Consider the following 23,107-nt stretch of genomic DNA (forward strand, 5'->3'; position numbering starts at 1 on the left):
CGTCGCTTCGTGAAGCGCCGCCCCGTCGGTGGAGCGGGTTATAGTGGCACCACACCAAACCGCGCAACTCCTTTTTTGCGCATCCGTGAAAAAAATCTGACGCCTTTGTCAAACCTCGATCCGGAGGCCTTGGCCGCATCCATATAATGGCGGCGTCCGAAGATCGGGGTCATTCGCCCCGCGCGCATTGACAGCCCTGCCCATGGCGGGCATCGTCCGGTCGCAGCGCGGCCATATACGGGTCGCGCGCTGCGCTGGATTTCAAGCATCACCATGTCGAGCATCACAGGAGAATGACGATGCGTTCGAGGCTTTGCCGCCTTCCCACGCTCGCCGTGACCGTCGCCGGGTTGACCCTGGGCCTGGGCGGCCTGCGGAGCCAACCGGTCCTTGCCGCCGATGATGCTCCCACCACCAACACAATCCAACTCAGCGTTCCGTTGGACGACCTGCCCGCCGCCGCGCTGACCGCAACGCCCGAAGCGGAAACCGCCGTGTTCCAGCCCGTCACCGAACTGGAACGCGAGTTGGACGAGCGGCACCGCAACGTCGCCAGCCAAACCTTTGCCGGTGTGGATCGCCACACCCGCGCCGTCGGCCGTGGCGACACGCTGATGGATCTGCTGACCAACGCCGCCGTTCCGCGCAACGAGGCGAGCGACGCCATCGCCGCCCTGCGCGATGTGTACGACCCCAACAAACTGAAGGTCGGGCAGCAGGTCACGGTTCTGTTCGAACCGCGCCGGGGCGGCACCCGCAAATTCGTGGGCCTGGAGTTTCAACCCAGCGCCACCCGGTCGGTGTCGATTGCCCGCAAGCCCGACAGCGGCTTTGCCTCCAGCCAGGCGGAAAAGGCGGTGACGCGCCAGTTGGTGGCCACGCAGGGCATCATCCGCTCCAGCCTGTTCGAGGCCGGGGCCACCGCCGGGGTACCGACCGGCGTGATGATGGCCTTGATCCGCGACTATTCCTATGAGGTCGATTTCCAACGCGACCTGCAAGCGGGCGACCGGTTCGAAATCCTCTATGAGAAGCTGGTGACGGCGGACGGCACGACCGTCGGCGACGGCGATGTGCTCTACGCCGCCCTGGTTCTGAGCGGCGAGGAGATGCCGATCTACCGGCACAAGAGCCGCGATGGCCGCATCGATTATTACAACCGGGATGGCGAGAGCATCCGCCGCGCGCTGTTGCGCACCCCCATCGACGGCGCCCGCATCACCTCCGGCTTTGGCATGCGTCAGCACCCGATCCTCGGTTACAGCAAGATGCACCAGGGCGTGGATTTCGGCGCGCCCAAGGGAACGCCGATTTACGCCGCCGGGCGCGGGGTGATCGAAGAGGTCGGGCCGCACGGGGCCTATGGCAACTACATCCGCATCCGTCACAACACCGAGATGGCCACCGCCTACGCCCACATGAGCCGCTTCGCCCCCGCCAGCAAGCGCGGCGCGCGGGTCGATCAAGGCGACGTGATCGGTTATGTCGGGTCCACCGGCCGCTCGACCGGCGCGCATCTGCATTATGAGGTTTTGAAGGGCGGCCGTCAGGTCAACCCGCGCTCCGTCGATCTGCCAACCGGCGAGAAACTGGACGGGCGGGAGTTGCAGGAGTTCCTGCAAACGGTGCGCGCGCTGGACAAGAGCTTCGAGGAGACGCGCGGCGCGTTGCAACTGGCCCGCAACCCGACGGGTACGACGGCTGGAAGCGACAACAAGAGCTGCGCGAAGACCACCACCTGCTGACCGGGGACGCGGAACCGCCCCGCGCGCGGAGGCGGTCCCTCACTCCTGGTGCATCATTCTGCGGAGGGCACCGACCACCTGCTTGCAGTTGGCCTCGTCGTCCAGCATCCGCTGCAGTTTTTCGCGCATCAGCACGGCTTTCGGCTTTTGGTTCATCGCGCGCTCGATGGCGACCTCCACGTCGCTCTGCGTCGTCACGTCGTTGTTCGCCATGGCCCGGTGCCCTGAATCCAAAAGATGCGCTGAAATCATCCTGCGCCAAACCGCCCACCACCGCAACTGCGGCGAGGAGACCGCCCAGGGCGATGAACGCATCAACAACAGCCTCGCTGACCCGCATGCCCATGGCATCAGCGCTGTCCGATGCCATGTGATGAAACATCGCGGTGCGCAGGCGGTTCCTGCGTGGAATGACGTCAGTCGGTTGAGTTGCCATGGACCGCCATCGCCGGGCAACCACCTTTGGTCTGCCATCGCGCTTGTCGGGAACCAGCGCTTGGCTGCCGGTTCTGCGTCCGACTTTGATGGGCAGAACCGGCGGAGCCACAAGCCATCACACCATGCTGTTGAAATCGTCCAGCAGGGTGGCGATGCGTCCCAAATCGCTCTGATCCATGATGACGCGGGCGCGGCGGCTGGCCTCCATCAGGTCCAACCCCCGGATGCGCTTTTTCACCGCCGGGACCGACGGCGGCGACATCGACAGCTCGCGGACGCCCAGCCCCATCAGCAGGGCGGTGTAGCGCGGATCCCCGGCGATCTCGCCGCACACCGACACCGGGATGCGCGAGCGCAGCGCCGCTTCGATGGTGAACTGGATCAGGCGCAGCACCGCCGGGTGCAACGGGTCGTACAGGGTGGCGACCTGTTCGTCGGCGCGGTCGATGGCCAGCGTGTATTGCGTCAGGTCGTTGGTGCCGATGGAAAAGAAATCGGCGGCGTAGGCCAGGGCGTCGGCGGCCAAGGCCGCCCCCGGCACCTCGATCATCACCCCGACCGGCGGCAGGGGATCGGCGATCACCACCCCCCGGCGGCGCAGGCGACGGGCGACCTGCCCCATGATCTCGCGGACCTTCTGCACCTCCGACACCGATGAAATCATCGGCAGCAGGATGCGCAACGGCCCGTGCGCGCCCGCCCGCAGCATCGCCGCAAGCTGGGTTTCCAACAGCTTGGGTTCGCGCAGGCTGAGCCGGATGGCGCGCAGGCCCAGGGCCGGGTTCGCCGGTTCGCCATAGCGCCCGGCCATCCAGCCCGCCAGCTTTTCACCCCCCAAATCCATGGTGCGCGCGGTGACGGGTCGGCCCCCCATCCCCTCCACGATGGCGCGGAGGACGGTGTATTGCTCCTCCTCGTCGGGGAGATCCTCGCGGTTCATGAACAGGAATTCGGTGCGCAGCAGGCCGACGCCCTGCGCGCCGTTTTCCAAGGCGTGCTCCAGATCGCGCGGCAATTCCAGATTGGCCAGCAGAGTCACCGCCGTGCCGTCGCGGGTGACGGCGGGCAGCTTGCGCAGGCTTTTGAGCTGCTCGCGCTCGCGTTCGCGGGCGGCGCGGCGGGTGCGGTACTCCTCCAGCACCTCCGGCGACGGATCGATGATGACACGGCCCTGAACGCCGTCGACGATGACGGTCACGCCGTTGCGCACGCCCGCCAGCAGCCCGGTGGCCCCCAGCACGGCGGGCAGGCCCAGCGAGCGCGCCAGAATCGCCGTGTGGCCCTCCGCCCCGCCCAGCACGGTGGCGAAGCCGCCCACCGCCTTGGGATCCAGCAGGGCGGTGTCGGCGGGCGTCAGCTCCTCGGCCAGGATGATGCTGTTGGGCGGCAGGGTCGAAAAGGCGCGGTATTCCTGCTTCAGCAGGTTGCGGGTCAAGCGCCGTCCCACCTCGCGGATGTCGCCGATGCGGGCGGCGAGATAGGCGTCGTCCATCTCGGCGAAAGTCTGGGCGATGGTGGCGATTTCGGCCTGGATCGCGGCTTCGGCGTTGATGTGGTCCTGCTTGATCCGGCGTTCCACCCCCCGCGTCAGGCGGGAGTTGGTCAGCATCGACAGATGGGCGTCGAGCAGGAAGCCGATTTCCTCCGACGCCGAGTCGGGCAGGACCAGCGCCTTGCTCTTCAGCTTCTTGATCTGGCGGCGGGCCTTGGCGGCGGCCTCGTTGAAGCGCGTGACCTCCCCCTCCACCGCGTCGGCGGGCAGGCTGTATTCGGGGATGGTGACGGAACCGCTTTCCACCACATGGGCCGGGCCGATGGCCACGCCGGATGACACACCCAGCCCGCGCAGGCTGCGGTTGGGGCCGTGGGCCGCGCCCGGACCCTCGTGCTTGGCGTCACTCTTCATCGAATTTGCGATTGATGAGGTCGAGCAGGGCGTCCATCGCCTCGGTGGCTTGTGCGCCTTTGGCGCGCAGCTCGATGGTGGTTCCGGGACCGGCGGCCAGCATCATCAGCCCCATGATCGATTCGCCCGACACCACCGATTCGCCCCGGCGCACCGCGATTTCCGCGTTGAAGGTGGCGACCAGCTTGACGAATTTGGCCGAGGCGCGCGCATGCAGGCCGCGCTGGTTGGTGATGGTGGCGGTCCGTCGCAGCTCGTCGGCGGCCAAACCGTTGGCGGTGTCGTCCGTGTGGCTCATGCGGGGGTCAATCCGACAGCAGGGAAGAGGCGACGTTGATGTATTTCTGCCCGGCGTCGCGGGCGGAAATGACCGATTTGTCGAGCGATTCGGTCTTGCGGACGCTGGCGAGCTTGATGAGCATCGGCAGATTCATGCCCGCGATCACCTCGACCTTGGCCTTGTCCATGATGGAGATGGCGAGGTTGGAGGGGGTACCGCCGAACATGTCGGTCAGCACCACCACGCCAGACCCGTCATCCACCTCGGCGACCGAGTTCAGGATGTCCTGACGCCGCTGCTCCATATCATCGTCGGGACCAATGCACACGGCGCGCACCTGATCCTGTTCACCGACCACATGGAACAGCGCGGCGATGAACTCTTCGGCGAGATGCCCGTGGGTGACAAGAACCATACCAATCATGGGACATCCTTCAAGGTTGGATCCTCCCCGGAGATTTTCGTATCGCGAAACGTCATATCGCGGCTGCGGATTGTGCGTTTCTTTGGATCGTGGGTTGCGATTGAGTCGTCAAGGCGCAAATTGCATCACCCCGTTCCGTTGGGGCGGGCAGCCTGGCGGCTGAGTTCCCGGTGGTTCAGGTTGACACGGACCCCCAACTCCTTCAGCCACGCCGCCAACCGTTCGGCAACGAAAACGGAGCGGTGCTTGCCGCCGGTGCAGCCAATGGCGATGGTCAGGTAACTCTTTCCCTCCTGAACATAGCGTGGCAGCAGCGGGCGCAGCAGCCCGGTCAGATGCTCAAAAAAAGCTGGAAAGTCGCCGTCACCGGCCACCCGCGCAGCCACGGCGGGATCCAGCCCGGTCAGTGGGCGCAGGGCCGGATCGTAATGGGGGTTGGTGAGAAACCGCACATCGAACACCAGATCGGCTTCGCGCGGCAAACCCAACCGGAAGGAGAAGGAGGTCACAAACACCTGAAGGGCCGCCTGCGCGTCGCGTTGGAAATGCCCGGACAGGATGCGCCGCAAATCGTGAATGGACAGTTGCGTCGTGTCGATGGTGACGTCGGCCTGCTCCTTCAGCGGGTGCAGCAGCGTGCGTTCGCGGGCAATGCCGTCGGGAACCGTCCGGTCTTCGGCCAAGGGGTGGCGGCGTCGGGTTTCGGTGAAACGGCGCTGCAACACCTCGTCGCCGCAATCCAGGAAGACCAGACGGACGTCCAGGTCGGTGGTGGCGCGCAGGGCTGTCACCTCGTCCAGGAAGCTTTGGGCGGAAAAGTCGCGGGTGCGGCTGTCGATCACCAGCGCCAGCGGGCGGCGGCGCGGGTCGGCCTGCTGCAGCAGGGCGGGAACCAGCGACAGGCGCAGATTGTCCACCGCTTCATAGCCCAGATCCTCCAGCGCCTTCAGGGCCACGGACATGCCCGCCCCCGACAGGCCCGTGACCAGCACGATCCGACCGGGCGGTGCAGAGGCCAGCTGGTCGCCCGTCGTCGGTCGGGCCGCAGGTGGCTCTGCGGCGGAGGGGGCCAATGGCGGGGTCATGGAAAGGCCGCCATCGCGGCGGGGACGCATCCCAGCGTGCCGTCGCGCGCGGCGGCGGCGGCCAACCGCAGCTTGGCATCCGCCGAAGCGTCGAAGGGGTGCAGGGTCAGGCGGGGCAGGGCAACGCTCAGGATCGTCTCACGTTCCACGTCCGGCAACCGTTCAACCCGGTCGCGGGCGACCAGATCGACGATCAGGCGGAGGTCAGCCGAGGTGACGGACGGCGCGGGAAGGATGCCAACCCCCCGAACCTCCAGCCATCCGGCCAGCGACGGCGGCGCGGCGGCGATCACGCGATCACCGTCCACACGCACACACACTTGATCATCGGCGACCAGACGCGCGCCACGGTCGATCAGTCGCAAAGCCAGATCGGATTTTCCGCTTCCCGGTCCTCCTCTCAGCAACACGCCGATGTCGGAGACCAGAACGCAGGTGCCGTGCATCGTCACCATGATGGATCGAAGGTGAGACGTGCCGCGCGTTCTGTCAATGGACTCAAAAGTCGGGGGAGAAAGTCGGAGGAGCGGGCCAACCCGGCGGGCGGGACGGGCCGCCGGGGGCGTGGGGATGGCCCGTCCTGGAAAAAATCAGGTTCCCGTGGACTCGCGCGGGGTGCGGCGGATCGATTCCAACTCCCGCACCAGGGCGTCGCGGCGACGGATCATCTCGTCCAGATCCTCCAACTCGGCGGCTTCCTGGCAGGCGTCGCGAAAATCCTTTTCCCGCTTCAACCGCACAAGCAAGACCTTGTAGCTGTCGGCGATCCGCGCCAGATGCTTTTGCGCGCCGTTCAGCGCCTCGGCCAACTGTGTCCGCTCATGCGCGGAATCGCGCATCATGCGGGCCAATTCTCCCTGCTGCCGCCCGGCGTCGCTGATGAGTTTGGCGAGACGGTAGCGTTTGAGATCAATGACTTGAGCGGATCCGGACATGGAAACCTCACACAGTTGCCAAGGTCAGGCGCGCGCGCAAGCGAAAGCCACGGGCAGGGTGCGTGCGAGGAATGACCGTCAACAGGATTGACCTATACTCGGGCTTTGTCCATAGCATTGAGAGAGCGGTTACAACTTTTCCGCAAAAATTCACAGCAACGGCAGCGTGACGCGAAAGTCCGCGCCGTCAATACGACCATCGGCCAGCCGTCTGTTTTGTGCGTGTATCGAACCATTGTGGGCGCTGACTATCTGTTGGGATATGGAAAGCCCCAACCCTGAATGGGTTCCGAATTTTTCTCCTGCCGGGCGTTCGGTGTAGAAGCGTTCGAAGATGGCGTCTTCTTTGCCGTCCGGGATGCCGGGGCCATGGTCGGATACGACGATCTCCAACGCCCGGCCAACCCGGCGGGCGCGCACCCGCACCTCACCGCCGGGTGGGGAGAAGGACAGCGCGTTGGCGATCAGGTTCTGGAACACTTGCGTCAAGCGTCCTTCCAACCCCGGAACGACCAGCCGCTCGCCCACGGGCAGATCGATGACCAGATGGGGCGGACGCTCTGGATCGCCTGGATTGGCGGGGTCGTTTGAATCGGTCGGATCATCCACCCTTTCGGTGTCGACGCTGCGTTGCAGATCGGCCAGCGTTTCCAGCATGGCCCCAATGTCCACCGGCTCCGGTTCCGCCCGTGACAGTTCAGCGTCCAGACGCGAGGCGTTGGAAATGTCGCTGATGAGACGGTCGAGCCGCTGCACATCGTCGGCGATGATGCCCAACAGCCGGGCGCGCCGACCGGGATCCTCAATCCGCAGGACCGTTTCCACCGCGCTGCGCAAGGAGGTCAGCGGATTCTTGATCTCGTGCGCGACGTCGGCGGCGAACCGTTCGATGGCGTCCATCCGCGCCCACAGCGCGGCGGTCATGTCGCGCAGCACGCCCGACAGTTCACCGATCTCATCGCCCCGATGGGTGAAGTCGGGAATTTCGGTGTGCCGCCCGTGTCCGGTGCGCAGCCGGTCGGCGGCCTGGGCCAATTTTCGGATCGGTTGCGCAATGGTCCCGGCCAGATAGATGGACAAGCCGACCGTCACCAGCAGCGCCACGGCAAACACCCGCAGAATGTCGAAGCGGACGGAACGGATCGCGCGGTCGATTTCCACCCCGCCGCGCGTCAGCAGCACCGCCCCCAACACCTCGCGGTAGCGTTGAACCGGAACCGCAACGGTCAGCAGCAATTCAGGGTCGCCGTTCACCGACTCCACCCGCCAGACGGTGGCCCCGGTGTCGCCGGTCAGCGCGCGCTCGACGTCGGGGGAGGGTTTGCCCCGCTCCTCGCGGAACAGCGGCAACCCCTCGCGGCTGGGAACCACGTCGATCAGGCGGTTGTAAACGCTGTTCACCGCCTGGGACAGCGGATCGCCCGCCGGTGGGGTCGGCAATTCGCGGATTTCGATCCGCCCTTGGGAACCGGTCAGCACACGGCTGTCGGACAGCATCCGCCCGTCGATGTCGTAGAGGCGGGTGCGGGTCGCCGTCGCCTCCGCCAGGCGGCGGATCATCTGGCGGGCCAGTTCCGGCTCCAACTCGAAGCGCTCACGCCCGACATCTTCAACCACCCCGTCTGTGCTGGCGGGTGGTGGGGTCAGGATGCGGTTCACCGCCCCCTCGCCCAGCGCCGATGCGAAGATGCGGGCCTCGGTCGCCAGCGCCTCCATCTCCGCCTGGATCAAACGGTCCTGGTAGCGCCCGAGATAGAGCAGCCCGATCACCAGCAGGACCAGCGCCAGCACATTGACGGCCAGGATGCGCAGGGTCAGCGGCGACACCCAACGACGGGGATGGCGACGACGGTGGTGGCGGCGCGGCGTGGGCGCGTTATTCCTTGTAGCGGTATCCGACGCCATACAGAGTCTCGATCTGGGCGAAATCAGGGTCGATCGCCTTGAATTTCTTGCGCAGCCGCTTGATGTGGCTGTCGATGGTGCGGTCATCGACATAGACATGCTCGCCATAGGCGGCGTCCATGAGCTGGTCGCGGTTCTTCACATGGCCGGGCCGCTGGGCCAGCGCCTTGACCAGCAGGAATTCGGTGACGGTCAGGTCGATGGGTTGGTCCTTCCAGAAGCAGGCGTGGCGCGCGCCGTCGAGCAGCAGCGGCCCGCGCGTCAGGAGCTGGCCCGGATCGGTCACGGCGGCGGTGTCGCCGCGCAGCGCCTCCCGCCGCAGCAGGGCGCGGATGCGCTCGATCAGCAGGCGTTGGGAGAAGGGCTTCTTGATGTAGTCGTCCGCGCCCATGCGCAGGCCCATCAGCTCGTCCAGCTCGTCGTCCTTGCTGGTCAGGAAGATGACCGGAAGCTGGGAGGTCTGGCGCAGGGTGCGCAGCAGCTCCATCCCATCCATCCGGGGCATCTTGATGTCCAGCACGGCCAGATCGGGCGGGCGCTGGCTCAGGCCGCGCAGGGCCTCGGCCCCGTCGGTGTAGGTCCGCACCTCGAACCCTTCGGCTTCGAGCGCGATGGAGACGGAGGTGAGGATGTTGCGGTCGTCATCCACCAGGGCGACGGTGTGGGCCATGGTCGTTTGTCGGGTCCAAAAAGGGTGGGGCCATCGGAAAAGGACAACAGCCATTCCATCAGATTATGACAGACACGAGGCGCTCGCGGCAGTTTTCGCTTTTCCCGGGGCATTTTTCTGGTCCAATATGGCGGCAATGCGGCGCTGAACAACGGCACCGCGCGGGAGAGCGCACTCAATTTTCGGCATGAGTTCCACGCAAGCCCTTGGCGCGTCCGCCCGCGATGGGATGGACGGCGCGTCGCCCGTTGGGGCGAACCGGCCACACGCCGAGTCGGCGCGCCGCCTGATGCGCGCCTGCGACCGGGCGAGTCTGGCCACCGCCGGGCGGGCGATGGACAAGGGCGGGGCGAGTGACGGGACCGATGACGGGGCCGGTTGGCCTTATCCCTCCCTGGTGCTGGTGGCCTTCGATCTGGATGGCAGCCCGCTGCTGTTGCTGTCGGCGCTGGCCGAACACACCCGCAACCTGTCCGCCGATCCGCGCGTCGGCCTGCTGTTCGATGGAACCGGCGGGCTGGATCAGCCCTTGACCGGCGCGCGCCTGTCCGTGCTGGGCCGGGTGGTCCGCACCGACGATCCGCGCCACCGCGACCGCTTTCTGCGCCGCCACCCCGACGCCGCCCTCTACGCCGGTTTTGCCGATTTCGCGCTGCACCGCGTGGTGATCGAGCGGGCGCATCTGGTCGCCGGGTTCGGCCGCATCCATTGGCTGACCGCCGCCGACCTGGGCCTGCCGATGGCGGCCGAGGCGCTGGCGCAGGCCGAAGCCGAGCTGCTGGACGCGGGCAACGCCCTGCTGTCCGCCGCCGATTCCGCTTCTGATCCCGCGTCTGATGCCGATGCCGGGTGGAGCCTGACCGGTGTGGATCCCGATGGGCTGGATCTGCGCCGGGGCGGCCGTGTCGCCCGGCATGATTTTGAACAGACCACAAACAATCCGGAATCGGTTAGACTGGCGCTGTCCGGTCTGCCGCACTGGGTCCGCCATGGTGGAACCCCGGTCAACGCCCCCGCCGTTCCAGCGAATGCGGGGATCACTGGTGCAGCCTCATCCGACGCAACGACGACCGGATGAGGCGCTGCACCCAAGAAGAAGAAAGCACAGCCTGCAACCCCGACCCTTTTTTTGACGCCGCACCAAAAAAACAACGCGGCGCATGACCAGCGCAACCAGGAGATCACTTCAGTGGACCATAACGGATCGACCCGTTGTCCCTCCGGGCCTCTCGCCCTCGGACCACCCCTTGCACCGTCCTGTCCCGGCTTTGGGCCGGCGGGCGTTGGCGAACGCTGCGGCGACCGCCGATTTGCGTCCGCGCGCCAGCGCTGAACCCGGCGGCCACCGCCGCCTTTCGCACACGACACGACGAACACACCAGCCGGACCGACCGGACGCCATCGCATTGGCCGCGCCTGACGCGCGGGATGCGCCCTGTTGTCGCACACTGACGCCGCTCAACGCGCGGCGGCCGGGGATGCGCTTCGATGGGGCTGGGCGCGGGGCCGACCCGGCGCGCAAGGGATGAGAACGACGATGACTGGAAACACGCGGACGCGGAACAAGAAGCTCCTGGCCTGGGTTGAGGAAATCACCCTGAAGTGCAAGCCGGAGCGGGTCCACTGGTGCGACGGCTCGCAAGAGGAATACGACCGCCTGTGCAGCGAGATGGTGGAGGCCGGGACCTTCATCCGTCTGAACGAGGCCAAGCGCCAGAACTCCTTCCTCTGCCGCTCCGATCCGGGCGACGTCGCGCGGGTCGAAGACAGCACCTACATCTGCTCCAAGACCAAGGAGGAAGCCGGTCCGACCAACAATTGGATGGACCCGGCGGAGATGAAGGCCAAGCTGGACGGCCTGTTCGACGGCTGCATGCGCGGCCGCACCCTGTATGTCGTGCCGTTCAGCATGGGGCCGCTGGGGTCGGACATCGCCCACATCGGCGTCCAGCTCTCCGACACCCCCTATGTCGCCGTCAACATGCGCATCATGACCCGCATGGGCCAGAAGGTGCTGGACGTGCTGGGCGACGGCGATTTCGTGCCCTGCCTGCATTCGGTCGGCGCGCCGCTGGAACCGGGTCAGGCCGATGTGGCGTGGCCCTGCAACGCCGATCACAAATACATCGTCCATTTCCCCGAGGAGCATTCGATCGTCTCCTACGGGTCGGGCTATGGCGGGAACGCGCTGCTGGGCAAGAAGTGCTTCGCGCTGCGCATCGCCTCGTCGATGGGCCGCGAACAGGGCTGGCTGGCCGAGCACATGCTGATCCTGGGCGTGGAAAGCCCGACCGGCGAAAAGACCTATGTCGGCGCGGCCTTCCCGTCCGCCTGCGGCAAGACCAACTTCGCCATGCTGGTTCCGCCCAAGGAGTTCGAAGGCTGGAAGGTCCGCACCATCGGCGATGACATCGCCTGGATCAAGCCGCAGCCCGATGGGACCCTGCGCGCCATCAACCCGGAGGCGGGCTTCTTCGGCGTCGCCCCCGGCACCAGCGTGAAGTCGAACCCGAACGCGCTGAAGACGCTGGATCACAACGTCATCTTCACCAACGTCGCGCTGACCGACGACGGCGATGTGTGGTGGGAAGGTCTGACCGACACCCCGCCGGAGCATCTGATCGACTGGCAGGGCAAGGATTGGACGCCGGGTTGCGGCCGCGCCGCCGCGCACCCGAACTCGCGCTTCACCGCGCCTGCGGCGCAGTGCCCGTCGATCGATCCGGCGTGGGAGGATCCCGCCGGTGTGCCGATCAGCGCCTTCATCTTCGGCGGTCGCCTGTCGAAGACCTTCCCGCTGGTGTTCGAGGCGTACAACTGGCGCGAAGGCGTCTATTGGGCGGCGACCATGGGATCGGAAGCCACCGCCGCCGCCGTCGGCCAGGCCGCCATCCGCCGCGATCCGTTCGCCATGCTGCCCTTCTGCGGCTACAACATGGCCGATTACTGGAATCACTGGCTGTCGATGGAAGGCAAGATCGAAAGCCTGCCGCGCATCTACCGCGTCAACTGGTTCCGCAAGGACGAGAACGGCAAGTTCGTGTGGCCGGGCTTCGGCGACAACATGCGCGTTCTGAAGTGGATCGTGGATCGCGCGCGCGGCCGGGCCACCGACGTCGCCGCCTCGCCGTTCGGCTATTCGCCGCGCTACAAGGACCTCAACTGGGCCGGTCTGGATTTCGCGGAAGACAAGTTCCGCAAGATCATGGACATCGACCGCAAGGAGGCCGAGGCCGAAACCCGCGACCAGGAGGAGCTGTTCAACCGCTTCGGCAGCCGTCTGCCGCCGGAGATCGAGCAACAGCGTCTGGCCGTGGCGAAGCGTCTGGAAGATGTGCCGGAGGTTTGGCGCATCGGCTGACCGCCCGGTTCGGGTTGGCGTTGATCGTGAAGGGGGCTGCCGCAAGGCGGCCCCTTTTTCATTGTGGGTCGTGTGGGGTGGGCCGGATGGTGCGGGGCTGGTGGGGATGCGCCCCCGCCGCATATCAGCCATGGCGCTGGCGCGCAGATTGAAAGCGATCAATCATATTGCGCACAATTAAATGTGACGCTATCAATATCCCATCAGAACACGACACTCCCCGCGCCCACCGCCATCGGCGGCGCGCCCAACCGAAAGGAACACTCCCATGACCGCTCTCTACACCGCCCACGCCCGCACCTCCGGTGGCCGCGACGGCCAGGTCCAGACCGACGACGGCCTGCTGAACCTGAAGCTGGCCATGCCGAAGAGCCTGGGCGGCAAGGGCGACGCCACCAACCCGGAACAGCTCTTCGCCTCGGGCTACGCCGCCTGCTTCGAAAGCGCGGTGCGCCATGTTGCCCGCCTGCAAAAGCTGCCGCTGACCGACGCGTCGGTCGCCTCCAGCGTCAGCCTGTTCCAGAACGCGGAGGGTGGTTTCTATCTCGCCGTCGCGCTGGCGGTGACGGTGAAGGGGCTGGACGCGGCGGTGGCCGAAGAATTGGTTGCCACGGCGCATCAGGTCTGCCCCTATTCCAACGCTGTGCGCGGCAACATCGACGTGACCCTTTCCGTACAGGCGGCATGACCGACGATCAGGACCCGATTCGGGGGGCGGCTGGTCCGCTCCCCACCCCCACCATGACCGACGCGGACGACGCGGCTGGCGGCGAGCTGTTGCGGCTCGACCGCCAGCTTTGCTTTGCGCTCTATTCCGTCAGCAACCGCATCACCCGGCTCTACCGCCCGCTGTTGGACGAACTCGGGCTGACCTACCCGCAATATCTGGCGATGCTGGTGCTGTGGGAACGCGCGCCGCGCACGGTGGGGGAACTGGCCGACGCGCTCGATCTCGATTCCGGCACGCTGACCCCCTTGCTCAAGCGGATGGAGGGCAACGGGCTGGTGCTGCGCCGCCGCGACCCGGCCGACGAACGCCGGGTGATCGTGGAACTGACCGAGGCCGGGGCCGCGCTGCGTCAGGCCGCGCTGTCGGTCCCGCGCCGTCTGGCCTGCCATTTCGCCCTGCCGCTGGACGAGGTCGGGCCGCTGCGCGACCGGATCAAGGCGCTGCTGCCCCCCGACCAGAGTTGAGCGGCCAAGGCTGGATCGTCCGTGGCGGATCGCGGCAAACCCGCATCCGGCAGTCCTGTCGTGACAGGCGGCACCCGCATCGTTAGGATCGGGGCGCGGTGTCGCGCGCATGGCGAACCGTGCGGATCAGGGGGCAGGGCGCGCAACGCGTTGCTCAGCCTCGCGGTTTCGGGCACGGTTTCGGACACGAATTCCGGTTGCCAACCGCCGCCGCCGACAGTTGGGAGGAAAGTGACCCCATGTTCGTGATGATCGGTTTCGGCGTCGTGATCTTCTGCGTGTTCGGCGGGTATGTTCTGGGCGGCGGCCATATGGGCGTGCTGTGGATGCCCTTCGAGTTCATGATCATTCTGGGGTCGGCCGCCGGCGCGTTCTTCATCGCAAACCCTAAATCGGTGATCTCCCACACCGGCAAGGAAATCGGCCATCTGTTCAAGGGGCCGAAATACAAGAAAGAGGATTATCTCGAAGTCCTGACCATGATGTATCAGGTCTTCAAGATCGCCAAGACCAAGGGCCTTCTGGCCTTGGAACAGCATGTGGAGAAACCGGAAGACTCACCGCTGTTCCAGCAATTTCCCAAATTCTACGCCGACCATCACGCCATCGCCTTTCTCTGCACCTATTTGCGCCTGATGTCACTGGGGGCGGACAACCCGCACGAACTCGTCGATCTGATGGACGAGGACATCGAAACCATGCACCACGAACACCAGCGCGTCGCCGACGCCATCCAGGCGGTGGCCGACGCCGTGCCCGCGCTGGGCATCGTCGCGGCGGTGCTGGGCGTGATTCACACCATGGGATCGATTTCCGAACCGCCGGAGGTGTTGGGGAAGCTGATCGGCGGCGCGCTCGTCGGCACCTTCACCGGCATTCTCGTGGCCTACGGCTTCTTCGCCCCGATGGCCAGCGGGTTGAAGAACATCTACCACGCCGAGGGCAAATATTATCAGGCGATGAAGACCGGGATGATCGCCCATCTGTCCGGCTACGCCCCTGCCATCTCCGTGGAATACGCCCGAAACGTGTTGGAGCCGGAATACCGACCAACCTTCGCCCAGGTGGAAGAGGCAACCAGCGCCCTCCCGCCCGCCTGACCGGGGCTGATCCCTCATGCCGGATGTTTCCATCGCCTGGAACGAGGGCACGGTGGGCGAATGGGATGCGCTGTTCGCCCGTGTGACCCACTCCACCCTGCTGCAGAGCTTTGCCTATGGCCGGGCCATGGGCCGGACCTATGGCCATCTGCCGCGCTTGGGCGTGATCCAGCGCGATGGCGTGCCGATTGGGCTGGTCCAACTGCTGGAACGCCGCCTGCTGAAGATTTTCCACGACCGGCAATGCCATCGCGGGCCGTTGTGGCTCGACGGCCAGGAACCGGACGCGGAAACGGTGGAGGCCACCCTTCGCCTGTTGCGCAAGGCGTGCCCGCACTCGCTGCTCAGCCGCGCCAACCTGTTGCCGGAACTGCCCGCCTCGCCGGAGAACGAGGCGTTGCTTCAGCGTTGCGGTTTCCACCGCCATGGGCCGGGCTATCAAACCGTCTGGCTTGAGTTGGGCATGAACGAGGAGGCGTTGCGCGCCAATCTGGCCCGCGATTGGCGGCAGCGTCTGCGCGGGGCGGAAAAGGCCGGGCTGGTGCTGGACGTCGATTGGAAGGCGGACAATCTGCCCTGGCTTCTGAAGCAGGAGCATGACCAGGCGCTGGGCAAGGGGTTCCGCCCGATGACCGGGGCGCTGGCGGTGCGGTTGCGCAACGCGCTGGTCAAGGCCGGGGGGGCCGAGTCGGGGGCCTTGATGGTGACGGCGATGGACAAGGGCGCGCCGGTGGCCAGCGGCCTGTTCTTCCGCCATGGGGTGACGGCCACCAGCCAAATCAGTTGGGCCAACGAGGCCGGACGCGCCCACGGCGCGATGCGCCTGGTGCTGTGGCGCGCCATGCTGGCGCTGAAGGAACGGGGGGTGAAGCGCCTGGATCTGGGCGGCATCAACCCCGACACCGCCCCCGGTGTGACCGAGTTCAAGCGCGGCACCGGCGGCAAGGCGGTGGAGACCGTCGGGCAATACCGCTGACGCGATCGGCCCCAACACCCTCGTGACCATCGTCGCCTGTGTTGCTCTGCTCAACGTCTCTGTGGCGCCATCTGAAGCGACCAGAACCCCTTCTGTGATCAACGGCAAAGCCGCGCGCTGAAGCGGTGAGCCGTGATCTTGATTCGGAGGAACCGGACCGGCACTATGACCGGGTTCGCCGACCGCCGCGCACCGCCTGCCAACCGTCGGAAACGGTTGGGAAAGCCGGGATCGCGCGCGTATACTGCGGCGATCATGGCCCGCATGCTGTTCCTTCGCGACATTGCATCCGACGTTCATCTGCGTTGTTGCGCCTGCGGGCACAGCGGCGTGTTGCCGCGCACCATGCTGGAGCGCCGATTCGGCCCGAACTACCCGGTGCTGTCGATCGCCCCGCATTACCGCTGCTCCCGCTGCGACTCGCGCGACACCGAAAGCCGTCCGATGCAGGCGCAAGCCGCCGCCCTGGAAACGGACGACAGCGCCGATCCGTCCTTTGACGCCTCGCTGTCGGCGCTGAACGGGCTGTTGGCCTCCATCCGGGGGGAGGACGCGCCGCCAGCGCCACGCCGCGCCGATCCGCCACCCGAACGCCCCGCCTTCACCCCCGCGCCCTTTCCGCTGCCGGAGTTCGCCACGCTCCTGGACGACCCCGGCCAGGACGACCCCGGCCAGGACGACGCCGGGTCCGATTGGGATTTGGGAAGCCGCGCCCCGCTGGACGCGCTGCCGCCGGAGGAGGAGGCCGACCCGTTCGACGCCCCGCCACCGCCGCGCAAGCCCGTCTCCCCCTCTGCCCGCCCGCTGGAGGAACTGGTCGCCGATGGACCGGCGGACGATGCCGATCCGCTGTGGGAACCGGTGTCCCTCGCCGATATGGCCAGCCGCCAAGGGGCCGCCGCCCCGCCGCCAGAGGAGGGCGACGACGACGAGGATTGGGCACCGCCCCCACCCCGCCGCACCACCACCCGCGCCAGCAGCGACGAAGACGAAACGCTGGCGGCGATGCGCCGTTTCTTCGCCGAGTCGGACCGCGCCGATGAGGATGAGGACGACCGCGCGTTCACCCCAGCACCCCGCAACCCGGAACGCCTGGACCCGGAACGCCTTGGCCGCCACGCACCGCCGGATTTGGACGATCTGCCCCTGGAACTGGACGAGGAGGACGCGGTCAGCGACGCGGAGCCGGTTTTCTCGCACAAGGCGTTCGTCCGCCAGGATTTCGAAGACGATCCCGAGGACGAGGACGCCTTCGCCGACGGGCACGCCATGGACCGCGACTCGACGGATGGCGGTTTGAAGGACCCCGCCCGCCGTTGGGCCGATCATTTGGACGAGGAGGACGAGGAGGAACCGACCGACGCGGAAATCCTCGCCTTCGCCATCCGCGACCCGGAAATCCGCAGCCCGGCCCCGCCGCCACCGCCGCCGCCCGCACCGATCAAGGCCAAGACCGAACGGTCGCCCCGGCGCGCGGCCAGCACCGCCGCCGACGGCGATGAGGATGGCGGTTTCGACAAGACGCTGGCGGCTCTGCGCTCCATGATCGAGGACGCGGCGGTCGAGCCGAAGCCCAGCGCGCGCCGCAAGGCCAAGCCCACGCCGCCGCCCGATCCGGCACTGGACGATCCCGGTGAGGATCCCTCCGGCGCGGACGGCCTGGACGACGCGCCGCCGCCGCGCCGGTCCACTGGCAAGGCGTCGGCCAAGCCATCCGCCAGCAAGGGCGGCAACAGCAAGCAATCGGCGCAGGAGCGCGAGATCGAAGAGGCGATGAAGGCCCTGCGCGATCTGGTCGAGGATGACGAGGACGCCCCGCCGCCCGTAGCGCCACCCGCGCCCGCAAAAGCCGCGCCCGCCCGCCGCCCGCCCAACCATTCGTCCGACCGTCCGCTGTCCCGCCCGACCTGGGAGGAGGAGGACGATGATTTTGACGCCCCCATTCCCCCACCCCAGAGCCGCCCAACCCCGGCCCGGACGCCGGACCCGCTGCCCCTGATGGAGGCCCCGGATCCCCCGCCACGGCCAGCGGCGAAGGACACGGCTCCAAAAGACACGGTGCCCCCAAAAGACACGGCCCCCAAAGACAGCCCGCTGAGCAAAACCATCGCTGCCCTGCGCGGCATGCTGGAGTTGGACGGCCGCAAAAAGCGCTGATCCGTTCCAGAACCACACACGAAAAGGCCGCGCGCAGGATGCCCCGCGCGCGGCCTTTTCGTTCAGCAATTGACGGCGTTACCCGTTGTCGGCCAACACCGATCCGGCCAGATAGAGCGAGCCGCAAATCAGCACGCGGGCCGGGCCGCTGCGGCTGGCCACCAGCGACGCCAAGGCCGCCGTCACGCTGTCCGCCGCCGCCGTGTCGGCGATGCCGCAGGTCCGCGCGGCCTCCGCCGATTCCTCGGCGGTCAGCGACGCTTCCTCGCCCGGAATGACCACGGTGCGCATGGCGTGGGTGAAGGGGGCCAGAGGGCCAAGGAACTCATACGGGTCCTTGCTGGTCAGCATCCCATAGATCAGCAGCAGCGGGCGGGGGCCGTCCGCCTGCGTCCAATCCACCGCCTGCCGGGCCAGCACTTCGCCCGCCGAGTCGTTGTGCCCGCCATCGAGCCACAATTCCCAATCCGGCGGCAGCGCGTCGGCCAACGGGCCGCGCGTCAAGCGTTGCAGACGGGCGGGCCATTCGACCGAGGCCAGCCCCCGGCGGATCGCCGCCGCGTCCACCGCCAGCGGCAGATGATCCAGGCAGGCCAGCGCCAAACCGGCGTTGCCGATCTGGTGCGCGCCGGGCAGGCCCGGCATCGGCAAATCAATGGTCCCGCGCGCCGGGCTTTCGAACCGGAAACCGCCGGGCTGCGGCGTGACGCTCCAGCCCTTGACCGGCGCGCCGACGGCCTCGGCGTGGCGGTGCAGGGTGTCGCGCGCCTCCGCCGCCGGTTGATCGGCCAGCACCACCGGAACGCCCGGCTTGAAGATGCCCGCCTTTTCCCCGGCGATGGCGGTCAGCGTCTCGCCCAGGAATTGGCGGTGATCGTAGGATATGCGGGTGATGGCGGTGACGGCGGGGGTGTCCACCACATTGGTGGCGTCCAGCCGTCCGCCCAGCCCGGTTTCCAGCAGCACCACATCCGCCGGAACGCGGGAGAAGGCCAGGAAGGCCGCCACCGTCGTCACCTCGAAAAAGGTGATCGGGCCGCCCGCGTTGGCCGTTTCGCACTCTTCCAGCAGACTGGCGAGGTGGTCATCGTCGATCAACGTGCCCGCCAACCGGATGCGCTCGTGAAAGCGCACCAGATGGGGGGAGGTGTAGACGTGCACGCGGTACCCGGCGGCTTCCAGGATCGCCCGCAGAAAGGCGACGGTCGATCCCTTGCCGTTGGTTCCGGCCACATGCACCACCGGCGGCAAACGCCGCTCGGGGTGGCCCAACGCCGCCAGCAGCCGATGGACGCGGTCCAGCGACAGGTCGATGACCTTCGGGTGCAAGCCCTTCAAACGGTCCAGAACCGGGTCGGAGCGGTGTGAATCGGTCATCGCCTGTTCCTTGGCGTTGAAGCTGGGCGCGCGATAGGGCCGGGCGTCAGTCGTCGCCCGCCGCCGTCGGGGCCGGGGCGGCGGCCACGGCCACCGCCTTGCCCACCGGGGCCGCGTCCTCGAACTCGGCGTCGATCACCTCGTCGTCGGCGCGGACGCGCTGGGTCAGCAGATCGATCACCCGCGCCAGCGTGCCGCGCAGGTCGCGGCGGTGGACGACCATGTCGACCATGCCGTGTTCCAGCAGATATTCGGAGCGCTGGAAGCCTTCCGGCAGGGTTTCGCGGATCGTGCTTTCGATCACGCGCGCACCGGCAAAGCCGATCTGCGCGCCCTTCTCGGCGATGTGTATGTCACCCAGCATGGCAAAGGACGCCGTCACGCCGCCGGTGGTCGGATCGGTCAGCACGACGATGTAGGGCAGGCCGGCTTCCTTGACCATCTCCACCGCAATGGTGGTGCGCGGCATCTGCATCAGCGACAGGATGCCTTCCTGCATGCGGGCACCGCCCGACGCGGGCACGACGATCAAGGGGGCCCTCTTCGCCACCGCCAGCTTGGCGGCGGTCAGCAGCCCTTCGCCGACGGCGATGCCCATCGACCCGCCCATGAAGCCGAAATCGAAGGCGGCGACCACGGAGGGCAGCCCACCGACCAGCCCGCTGCCGACGACGATGGCGTCGGTGCGGCCGGTTTTGGTCTGGGCTTCCTTCAGGCGGTCGGTGTAGCGCTTCTGATCGCGGAACTTCAGCGGGTCGGCCACCGACTTCGGCAACTCCACCCCGTCATAGGATCCACCGTCGAACAGCGATTCCAGCCGCTTGATCGGGTCGAGCCGCATGTGGAAGCCGCAATGCTGGCAGACATGCAGATTCTCTTCCAACTCGCGATGGAACAGCATCGCCTCGCAGCTCGGGCATTTGTGCCAGAGGTTGTCGGGAACCTCCTTGCGGGCGTAGAGGGCGCGGATTTTGGGACGGACGTAGTTGGTAAGCCAGTTCATGGAACGCCTTTCAACGGCACGACGACGCGCTGGATGTGGGCAGCCGACGGGACCACATCAAGCGAGTGGGTCTGATGGTTGCCGCGAGCGGTTTTTGCTGCGGGTGTGGTAATGCGGTTTGACGCGCTTGTAAACCGTCCCGCCGGAGGGGGTGGGCCGGGCCGACCATCCCCAAACGCCGCGCAACACCGCGCAACGGGGGAATGGCCGCACCCGGACCGGTCGGACAGCGGGATCAGCCCCGCGCGCCGCGCACGCCGTCGGCCAGTTCGCGGACGAAGCCCAGCACATCCTCCACCACGCCCGGGCGCAGCGCGCCGGACTCGTCCAGCCCATCGGCCAGACGGGTGACGATGGCCGAACCGACGACGGCGGCGTCGGCGACGCGCGCCACCTCGGCGGCCTGGGCGGGCGTCTTGATGCCAAAACCGACGGCGACCGGCAGATCGCTGTGGCGCTTCAACCGTGCCACCGCCGCGTCCACGGCGGTGTTGGCCGCGCTGGCGGTCCCGGTGATCCCGGCAATGGAGACGTAATAGAGAAAGCCCGAGGTGTTTTTCAGCACGGCGGGCAGACGCTTTTCGTCGGTCGTCGGGGTGGTCAGGCGGATGAAGTTGATCCCGGCGCGGATCGCCGGAACGCACAACTCGCCATCCTCTTCCGGCGGCAGATCGACGATGATCAGGCCATCCACACCGCTGGCCTTGGCGTCCGCCAGGAAGCGGTCCACGCCATAGGCGTAGATCGGGTTGTAATAGCCCATCAGGATGATCGGGGTGTCGGCGTCCTTCTGACGGAAATTCGCCACCAGGGCCAGCGTCTTGCGCACCGTCATCCCGGCGGCCAACGCCCGCAGGGATGACGCCTGGATCGCCGGGCCGTCGGCCATCGGGTCGGTGAAGGGAACGCCCAGCTCGATCAGGTCGGCCCCGGCGGCGGGCAGCCCGTCGAGCAGGGTTTGGCAGGCCACCGGATCGGGATCGCCCGCCGTGATGAAGGTGACGAGACCGGCCCGCCCCTCGGCCTTCAGGGCCTGGAAACGGCGGTCAATGCGCGACTCAGGCGGACGGCTTTCGGCAACGGCGTTCACAGGCTCACTCCCAGATGCTGGGCGACGGAGAAGATGTCCTTGTCGCCACGGCCCGACAGGCACAGGACCATCAGATGGTCTTTCGGCAGGGTCGGGGCGCGCTTGATGACTTCGGCCAGACCATGGGCGGATTCCAGCGCCGGGATGATGCCCTCGGTCTTGGCGCAGAGCTGGAAGGCCTCCAGCGCTTCGGCGTCGGTGGCGGCGGCGTAGGTGACGCGGCCCACATCGTTCAGCCAGGCGTGTTCCGGGCCGACGCCGGGGTAATCCAGACCGGCGGAGATCGAGTGGCCTTCCAGGATCTGGCCGTCCTCGTCCTGCAGCAGATAGGTGCGGTTGCCGTGCAGCACGCCCGGACGCCCGCCGTTGATCGAGGCGGCGTGGTCGAGCGGCCCCTTGTCCAGCCCGCGCCCGGCGGCCTCGACCGCGACCATCGCCACCGACGGATCGTCGAGGAACGGGTGGAACAGACCGATGGCGTTCGATCCGCCGCCCACGCAGGCGACCAGCGAATCGGGCAGGCGGCCTTCCTGCTCCTGCATCTGGGTCTTCACCTCGTTGCCGATCACCGATTGGAAATCGCGCACGATGGTGGGGTAGGGGTGCGGCCCGGCGGCGGTGCCGATGATGTAGAAGGTGTCGGCGACGTTCGTGACCCAGTCGCGCAGCGCCTCGTTCATCGCGTCCTTCAGCGTCTTGGCGCCAGAGGTGACGGCGCGGACCTCCGCCCCCAGCAGCTTCATGCGGAAGACGTTCGGGGCCTGCCGGGCGATGTCGGTTTCGCCCATGTAGATGACGCAGGGCATGTTGTAGAGCGCGCAGACGGTCGCCGTCGCCACGCCGTGCTGACCGGCCCCGGTTTCGGCGATGATCCGGGTCTTGCCCATGCGGCGGGCCAACAGGATCTGGCCGATGCAGTTGTTGATCTTGTGCGCGCCGGTGTGGTTCAGCTCTTCGCGCTTGAAGTAGATCTTCGCGCCGCCCAGCTTTTCGGTCAGGCGTTCGGCGAAATAGAGCGGGTTGGGCCGCCCGACATACTGCTTGAGCTGCTGGAGCATCTCGCCTTCAAAGGCGGGATCGGCGCGGGCCTCGCGGTAGGCCTTTTCCACGTCGAGGATCAACGGCATCAGCGTTTCGGCGACGTAGCGCCCGCCAAAAATGCCGAAATGCCCCTGTTCATCGGGACCGGAACGGTAGGTGTTGGGTCTGGTCATCGTCTGGGGAACTGCCTGAAGCGGGTTGACGCGCCGTCAAAGGCGTCACCATAGCGGCGACGCGCGCCGATTTGAAGCGTTTGACGGATGATCGGCGGCCGGATCGGGATCCGGCCAATCACCATACGCGCCCGTCGCCCAAACGGATGACCGGAAACGACAGGCTCCTGCGGCGCTGGCCCCGTCCCAGCGGGGGAGGAAGCAGGGCAATCGCTTGAACGAACACTCATCGTCACGCACACAAGAA

Annotated in this window: 21 protein-coding genes; 8 read left to right on the forward strand and 13 right to left on the reverse strand. The window is 67.0% G+C overall.

Annotated elements, in window-relative coordinates:
• Positions 1-299: 299 nt before the first annotated feature.
• Positions 300-1,745 carry a M23 family metallopeptidase gene (locus tag EJ903_RS07045; protein ID WP_126613551.1) on the forward strand — a complete coding sequence of 482 codons (1,446 nt, stop codon included), beginning with the start codon at positions 300-302 and terminating at the stop codon, positions 1,743-1,745.
• Positions 1,746-1,784: 39 nt separating this feature from the next.
• Here the strand turns inward: EJ903_RS07045 and EJ903_RS26930 are convergent, their stop codons facing one another.
• The 9 genes from EJ903_RS26930 to EJ903_RS07085 all read right to left on the reverse strand — a co-directional run bounded on the left by EJ903_RS26930 (position 1,785) and on the right by EJ903_RS07085 (position 9,388).
• Positions 1,785-1,958 (reverse strand): hypothetical protein, encoded by a 174-nt coding sequence (locus EJ903_RS26930; protein ID WP_158627890.1) that lies wholly within the window; start codon positions 1,956-1,958, stop codon positions 1,785-1,787.
• Positions 1,959-2,298: 340 nt separating this feature from the next.
• Positions 2,299-4,089: a phosphoenolpyruvate--protein phosphotransferase gene (ptsP, locus tag EJ903_RS07050; RefSeq protein WP_126613553.1), complete on the reverse strand. Its 1,791-nt coding sequence runs from the start codon at positions 4,087-4,089 to the stop codon at positions 2,299-2,301.
• A complete protein-coding gene (locus EJ903_RS07055) occupies positions 4,079-4,387 on the reverse strand; it encodes an HPr family phosphocarrier protein (RefSeq protein WP_126613555.1) in 309 nt (102 codons plus the stop codon). Before EJ903_RS07055 ends, ptsP begins: the two co-directional genes overlap by 11 nt.
• A gap of 7 nt (positions 4,388-4,394) precedes the next feature.
• Entirely contained in the window at positions 4,395-4,793 is a 399-nt protein-coding gene (locus tag EJ903_RS07060; RefSeq protein WP_126613557.1) for a PTS sugar transporter subunit IIA, read from the reverse strand.
• Positions 4,794-4,918: 125 nt separating this feature from the next.
• Positions 4,919-5,878 carry an RNase adapter RapZ gene (rapZ, locus tag EJ903_RS07065; RefSeq protein ID WP_126613558.1) on the reverse strand — a complete coding sequence of 320 codons (960 nt, stop codon included), beginning with the start codon at positions 5,876-5,878 and terminating at the stop codon, positions 4,919-4,921.
• Positions 5,875-6,333, reverse strand: coding sequence for an HPr kinase/phosphorylase (locus EJ903_RS07070; protein WP_126613560.1), 459 nt, complete (start codon positions 6,331-6,333; stop codon positions 5,875-5,877). The genes rapZ and EJ903_RS07070 overlap by 4 nt, the downstream gene beginning before the upstream one ends.
• A gap of 135 nt (positions 6,334-6,468) precedes the next feature.
• Positions 6,469-6,813: a hypothetical protein gene (locus tag EJ903_RS07075; RefSeq protein WP_246015303.1), complete on the reverse strand. Its 345-nt coding sequence runs from the start codon at positions 6,811-6,813 to the stop codon at positions 6,469-6,471.
• Between the two features lie 150 nt (positions 6,814-6,963).
• Complete coding sequence (locus EJ903_RS07080; protein WP_126613562.1) at positions 6,964-8,718, reverse strand: stimulus-sensing domain-containing protein; 1,755 nt, start codon at positions 8,716-8,718, stop codon at positions 6,964-6,966.
• Positions 8,690-9,388: a response regulator transcription factor gene (locus EJ903_RS07085; RefSeq protein ID WP_126613564.1), complete on the reverse strand. Its 699-nt coding sequence runs from the start codon at positions 9,386-9,388 to the stop codon at positions 8,690-8,692. Before EJ903_RS07085 ends, EJ903_RS07080 begins: the two co-directional genes overlap by 29 nt.
• A gap of 187 nt (positions 9,389-9,575) precedes the next feature.
• On the opposite strand from EJ903_RS07085, the gene EJ903_RS07090 reads away from it, so the two are divergent.
• The 7 genes from EJ903_RS07090 to EJ903_RS07125 all read left to right on the forward strand — a co-directional run bounded on the left by EJ903_RS07090 (position 9,576) and on the right by EJ903_RS07125 (position 18,176).
• Positions 9,576-10,466 carry a HugZ family pyridoxamine 5'-phosphate oxidase gene (locus EJ903_RS07090; RefSeq protein WP_126613566.1) on the forward strand — a complete coding sequence of 297 codons (891 nt, stop codon included), beginning with the start codon at positions 9,576-9,578 and terminating at the stop codon, positions 10,464-10,466.
• Between the two features lie 459 nt (positions 10,467-10,925).
• Entirely contained in the window at positions 10,926-12,749 is a 1,824-nt protein-coding gene (locus EJ903_RS07100; RefSeq protein ID WP_126613570.1) for a phosphoenolpyruvate carboxykinase (GTP), read from the forward strand.
• Between the two features lie 268 nt (positions 12,750-13,017).
• Positions 13,018-13,437, forward strand: a complete 420-nt coding sequence (locus EJ903_RS07105; protein WP_126613573.1) for an organic hydroperoxide resistance protein — start codon at positions 13,018-13,020, stop codon at positions 13,435-13,437.
• Entirely contained in the window at positions 13,434-13,943 is a 510-nt protein-coding gene (locus EJ903_RS07110; RefSeq protein ID WP_425455495.1) for a MarR family winged helix-turn-helix transcriptional regulator, read from the forward strand. Before EJ903_RS07105 ends, EJ903_RS07110 begins: the two co-directional genes overlap by 4 nt.
• Positions 13,944-14,182: 239 nt before the next feature.
• Positions 14,183-15,043 (forward strand): flagellar motor stator protein MotA, encoded by an 861-nt coding sequence (motA, locus tag EJ903_RS07115; protein ID WP_126613574.1) that lies wholly within the window; start codon positions 14,183-14,185, stop codon positions 15,041-15,043.
• 16 nt (positions 15,044-15,059) lie between these two features.
• The gene (locus EJ903_RS07120) at positions 15,060-16,019 is read left to right on the forward strand and encodes a lipid II:glycine glycyltransferase FemX (RefSeq protein ID WP_126613576.1); all 960 of its coding nucleotides are present in this window, start codon (positions 15,060-15,062) and stop codon (positions 16,017-16,019) included.
• Between the two features lie 165 nt (positions 16,020-16,184).
• On the forward strand, positions 16,185-18,176 hold the full coding sequence (locus tag EJ903_RS07125; RefSeq protein ID WP_126613578.1) for a hypothetical protein: 1,992 nt from the start codon (positions 16,185-16,187) through the stop codon (positions 18,174-18,176).
• 78 nt (positions 18,177-18,254) lie between these two features.
• Here the strand turns inward: EJ903_RS07125 and EJ903_RS07130 are convergent, their stop codons facing one another.
• From EJ903_RS07130 to trpB, 4 genes are all read right to left on the reverse strand, one after another.
• Positions 18,255-19,553 carry a bifunctional folylpolyglutamate synthase/dihydrofolate synthase gene (locus EJ903_RS07130; RefSeq protein ID WP_126613580.1) on the reverse strand — a complete coding sequence of 433 codons (1,299 nt, stop codon included), beginning with the start codon at positions 19,551-19,553 and terminating at the stop codon, positions 18,255-18,257.
• A gap of 46 nt (positions 19,554-19,599) precedes the next feature.
• The gene (gene accD, locus EJ903_RS07135; RefSeq protein WP_126613582.1) at positions 19,600-20,556 is read right to left on the reverse strand and encodes an acetyl-CoA carboxylase, carboxyltransferase subunit beta; all 957 of its coding nucleotides are present in this window, start codon (positions 20,554-20,556) and stop codon (positions 19,600-19,602) included.
• A 235-nt stretch (positions 20,557-20,791) separates the two neighbouring features.
• Entirely contained in the window at positions 20,792-21,646 is an 855-nt protein-coding gene (gene trpA / locus EJ903_RS07140) for a tryptophan synthase subunit alpha (protein WP_126613584.1), read from the reverse strand.
• The gene (gene trpB, locus EJ903_RS07145; protein WP_126613586.1) at positions 21,643-22,860 is read right to left on the reverse strand and encodes a tryptophan synthase subunit beta; all 1,218 of its coding nucleotides are present in this window, start codon (positions 22,858-22,860) and stop codon (positions 21,643-21,645) included. The genes trpA and trpB overlap by 4 nt, the downstream gene beginning before the upstream one ends.
• Positions 22,861-23,107 lie beyond the last annotated feature (247 nt).

The sequence above is a fragment of the Azospirillum griseum genome (assembly GCF_003966125.1).
In the GTDB taxonomy this organism is placed as follows: domain Bacteria; phylum Pseudomonadota; class Alphaproteobacteria; order Azospirillales; family Azospirillaceae; genus Azospirillum; species Azospirillum griseum.

Coding starts and splice junctions, on each gene's coding strand:
- ptsP (WP_126613553.1), bottom strand. CDS start 4,089: ATGAAGAGTGACGCCAAGCACGAGGGTCCGGGCGCGGCCCACGGCCCC.
- accD (WP_126613582.1), bottom strand. CDS start 20,556: ATGAACTGGCTTACCAACTACGTCCGTCCCAAAATCCGCGCCCTCTAC.
- trpB (WP_126613586.1), bottom strand. CDS start 22,860: ATGACCAGACCCAACACCTACCGTTCCGGTCCCGATGAACAGGGGCAT.
- EJ903_RS07125 (WP_126613578.1), top strand. CDS start 16,185: ATGACCGGGTTCGCCGACCGCCGCGCACCGCCTGCCAACCGTCGGAAA.
- EJ903_RS07110 (WP_425455495.1), top strand. CDS start 13,434: ATGACCGACGATCAGGACCCGATTCGGGGGGCGGCTGGTCCGCTCCCC.
- EJ903_RS07080 (WP_126613562.1), bottom strand. CDS start 8,718: ATGGCGTCGGATACCGCTACAAGGAATAACGCGCCCACGCCGCGCCGC.
- EJ903_RS07120 (WP_126613576.1), top strand. CDS start 15,060: ATGCCGGATGTTTCCATCGCCTGGAACGAGGGCACGGTGGGCGAATGG.
- EJ903_RS07075 (WP_246015303.1), bottom strand. CDS start 6,813: ATGTCCGGATCCGCTCAAGTCATTGATCTCAAACGCTACCGTCTCGCC.
- EJ903_RS07045 (WP_126613551.1), top strand. CDS start 300: ATGCGTTCGAGGCTTTGCCGCCTTCCCACGCTCGCCGTGACCGTCGCC.
- rapZ (WP_126613558.1), bottom strand. CDS start 5,878: ATGACCCCGCCATTGGCCCCCTCCGCCGCAGAGCCACCTGCGGCCCGA.
- EJ903_RS07060 (WP_126613557.1), bottom strand. CDS start 4,793: ATGATTGGTATGGTTCTTGTCACCCACGGGCATCTCGCCGAAGAGTTC.
- EJ903_RS07100 (WP_126613570.1), top strand. CDS start 10,926: ATGACTGGAAACACGCGGACGCGGAACAAGAAGCTCCTGGCCTGGGTT.
- EJ903_RS07130 (WP_126613580.1), bottom strand. CDS start 19,553: ATGACCGATTCACACCGCTCCGACCCGGTTCTGGACCGTTTGAAGGGC.
- EJ903_RS07085 (WP_126613564.1), bottom strand. CDS start 9,388: ATGGCCCACACCGTCGCCCTGGTGGATGACGACCGCAACATCCTCACC.
- EJ903_RS07090 (WP_126613566.1), top strand. CDS start 9,576: ATGAGTTCCACGCAAGCCCTTGGCGCGTCCGCCCGCGATGGGATGGAC.
- EJ903_RS07105 (WP_126613573.1), top strand. CDS start 13,018: ATGACCGCTCTCTACACCGCCCACGCCCGCACCTCCGGTGGCCGCGAC.
- EJ903_RS26930 (WP_158627890.1), bottom strand. CDS start 1,958: ATGGCGAACAACGACGTGACGACGCAGAGCGACGTGGAGGTCGCCATC.
- EJ903_RS07070 (WP_126613560.1), bottom strand. CDS start 6,333: ATGGTGACGATGCACGGCACCTGCGTTCTGGTCTCCGACATCGGCGTG.
- motA (WP_126613574.1), top strand. CDS start 14,183: ATGTTCGTGATGATCGGTTTCGGCGTCGTGATCTTCTGCGTGTTCGGC.
- EJ903_RS07055 (WP_126613555.1), bottom strand. CDS start 4,387: ATGAGCCACACGGACGACACCGCCAACGGTTTGGCCGCCGACGAGCTG.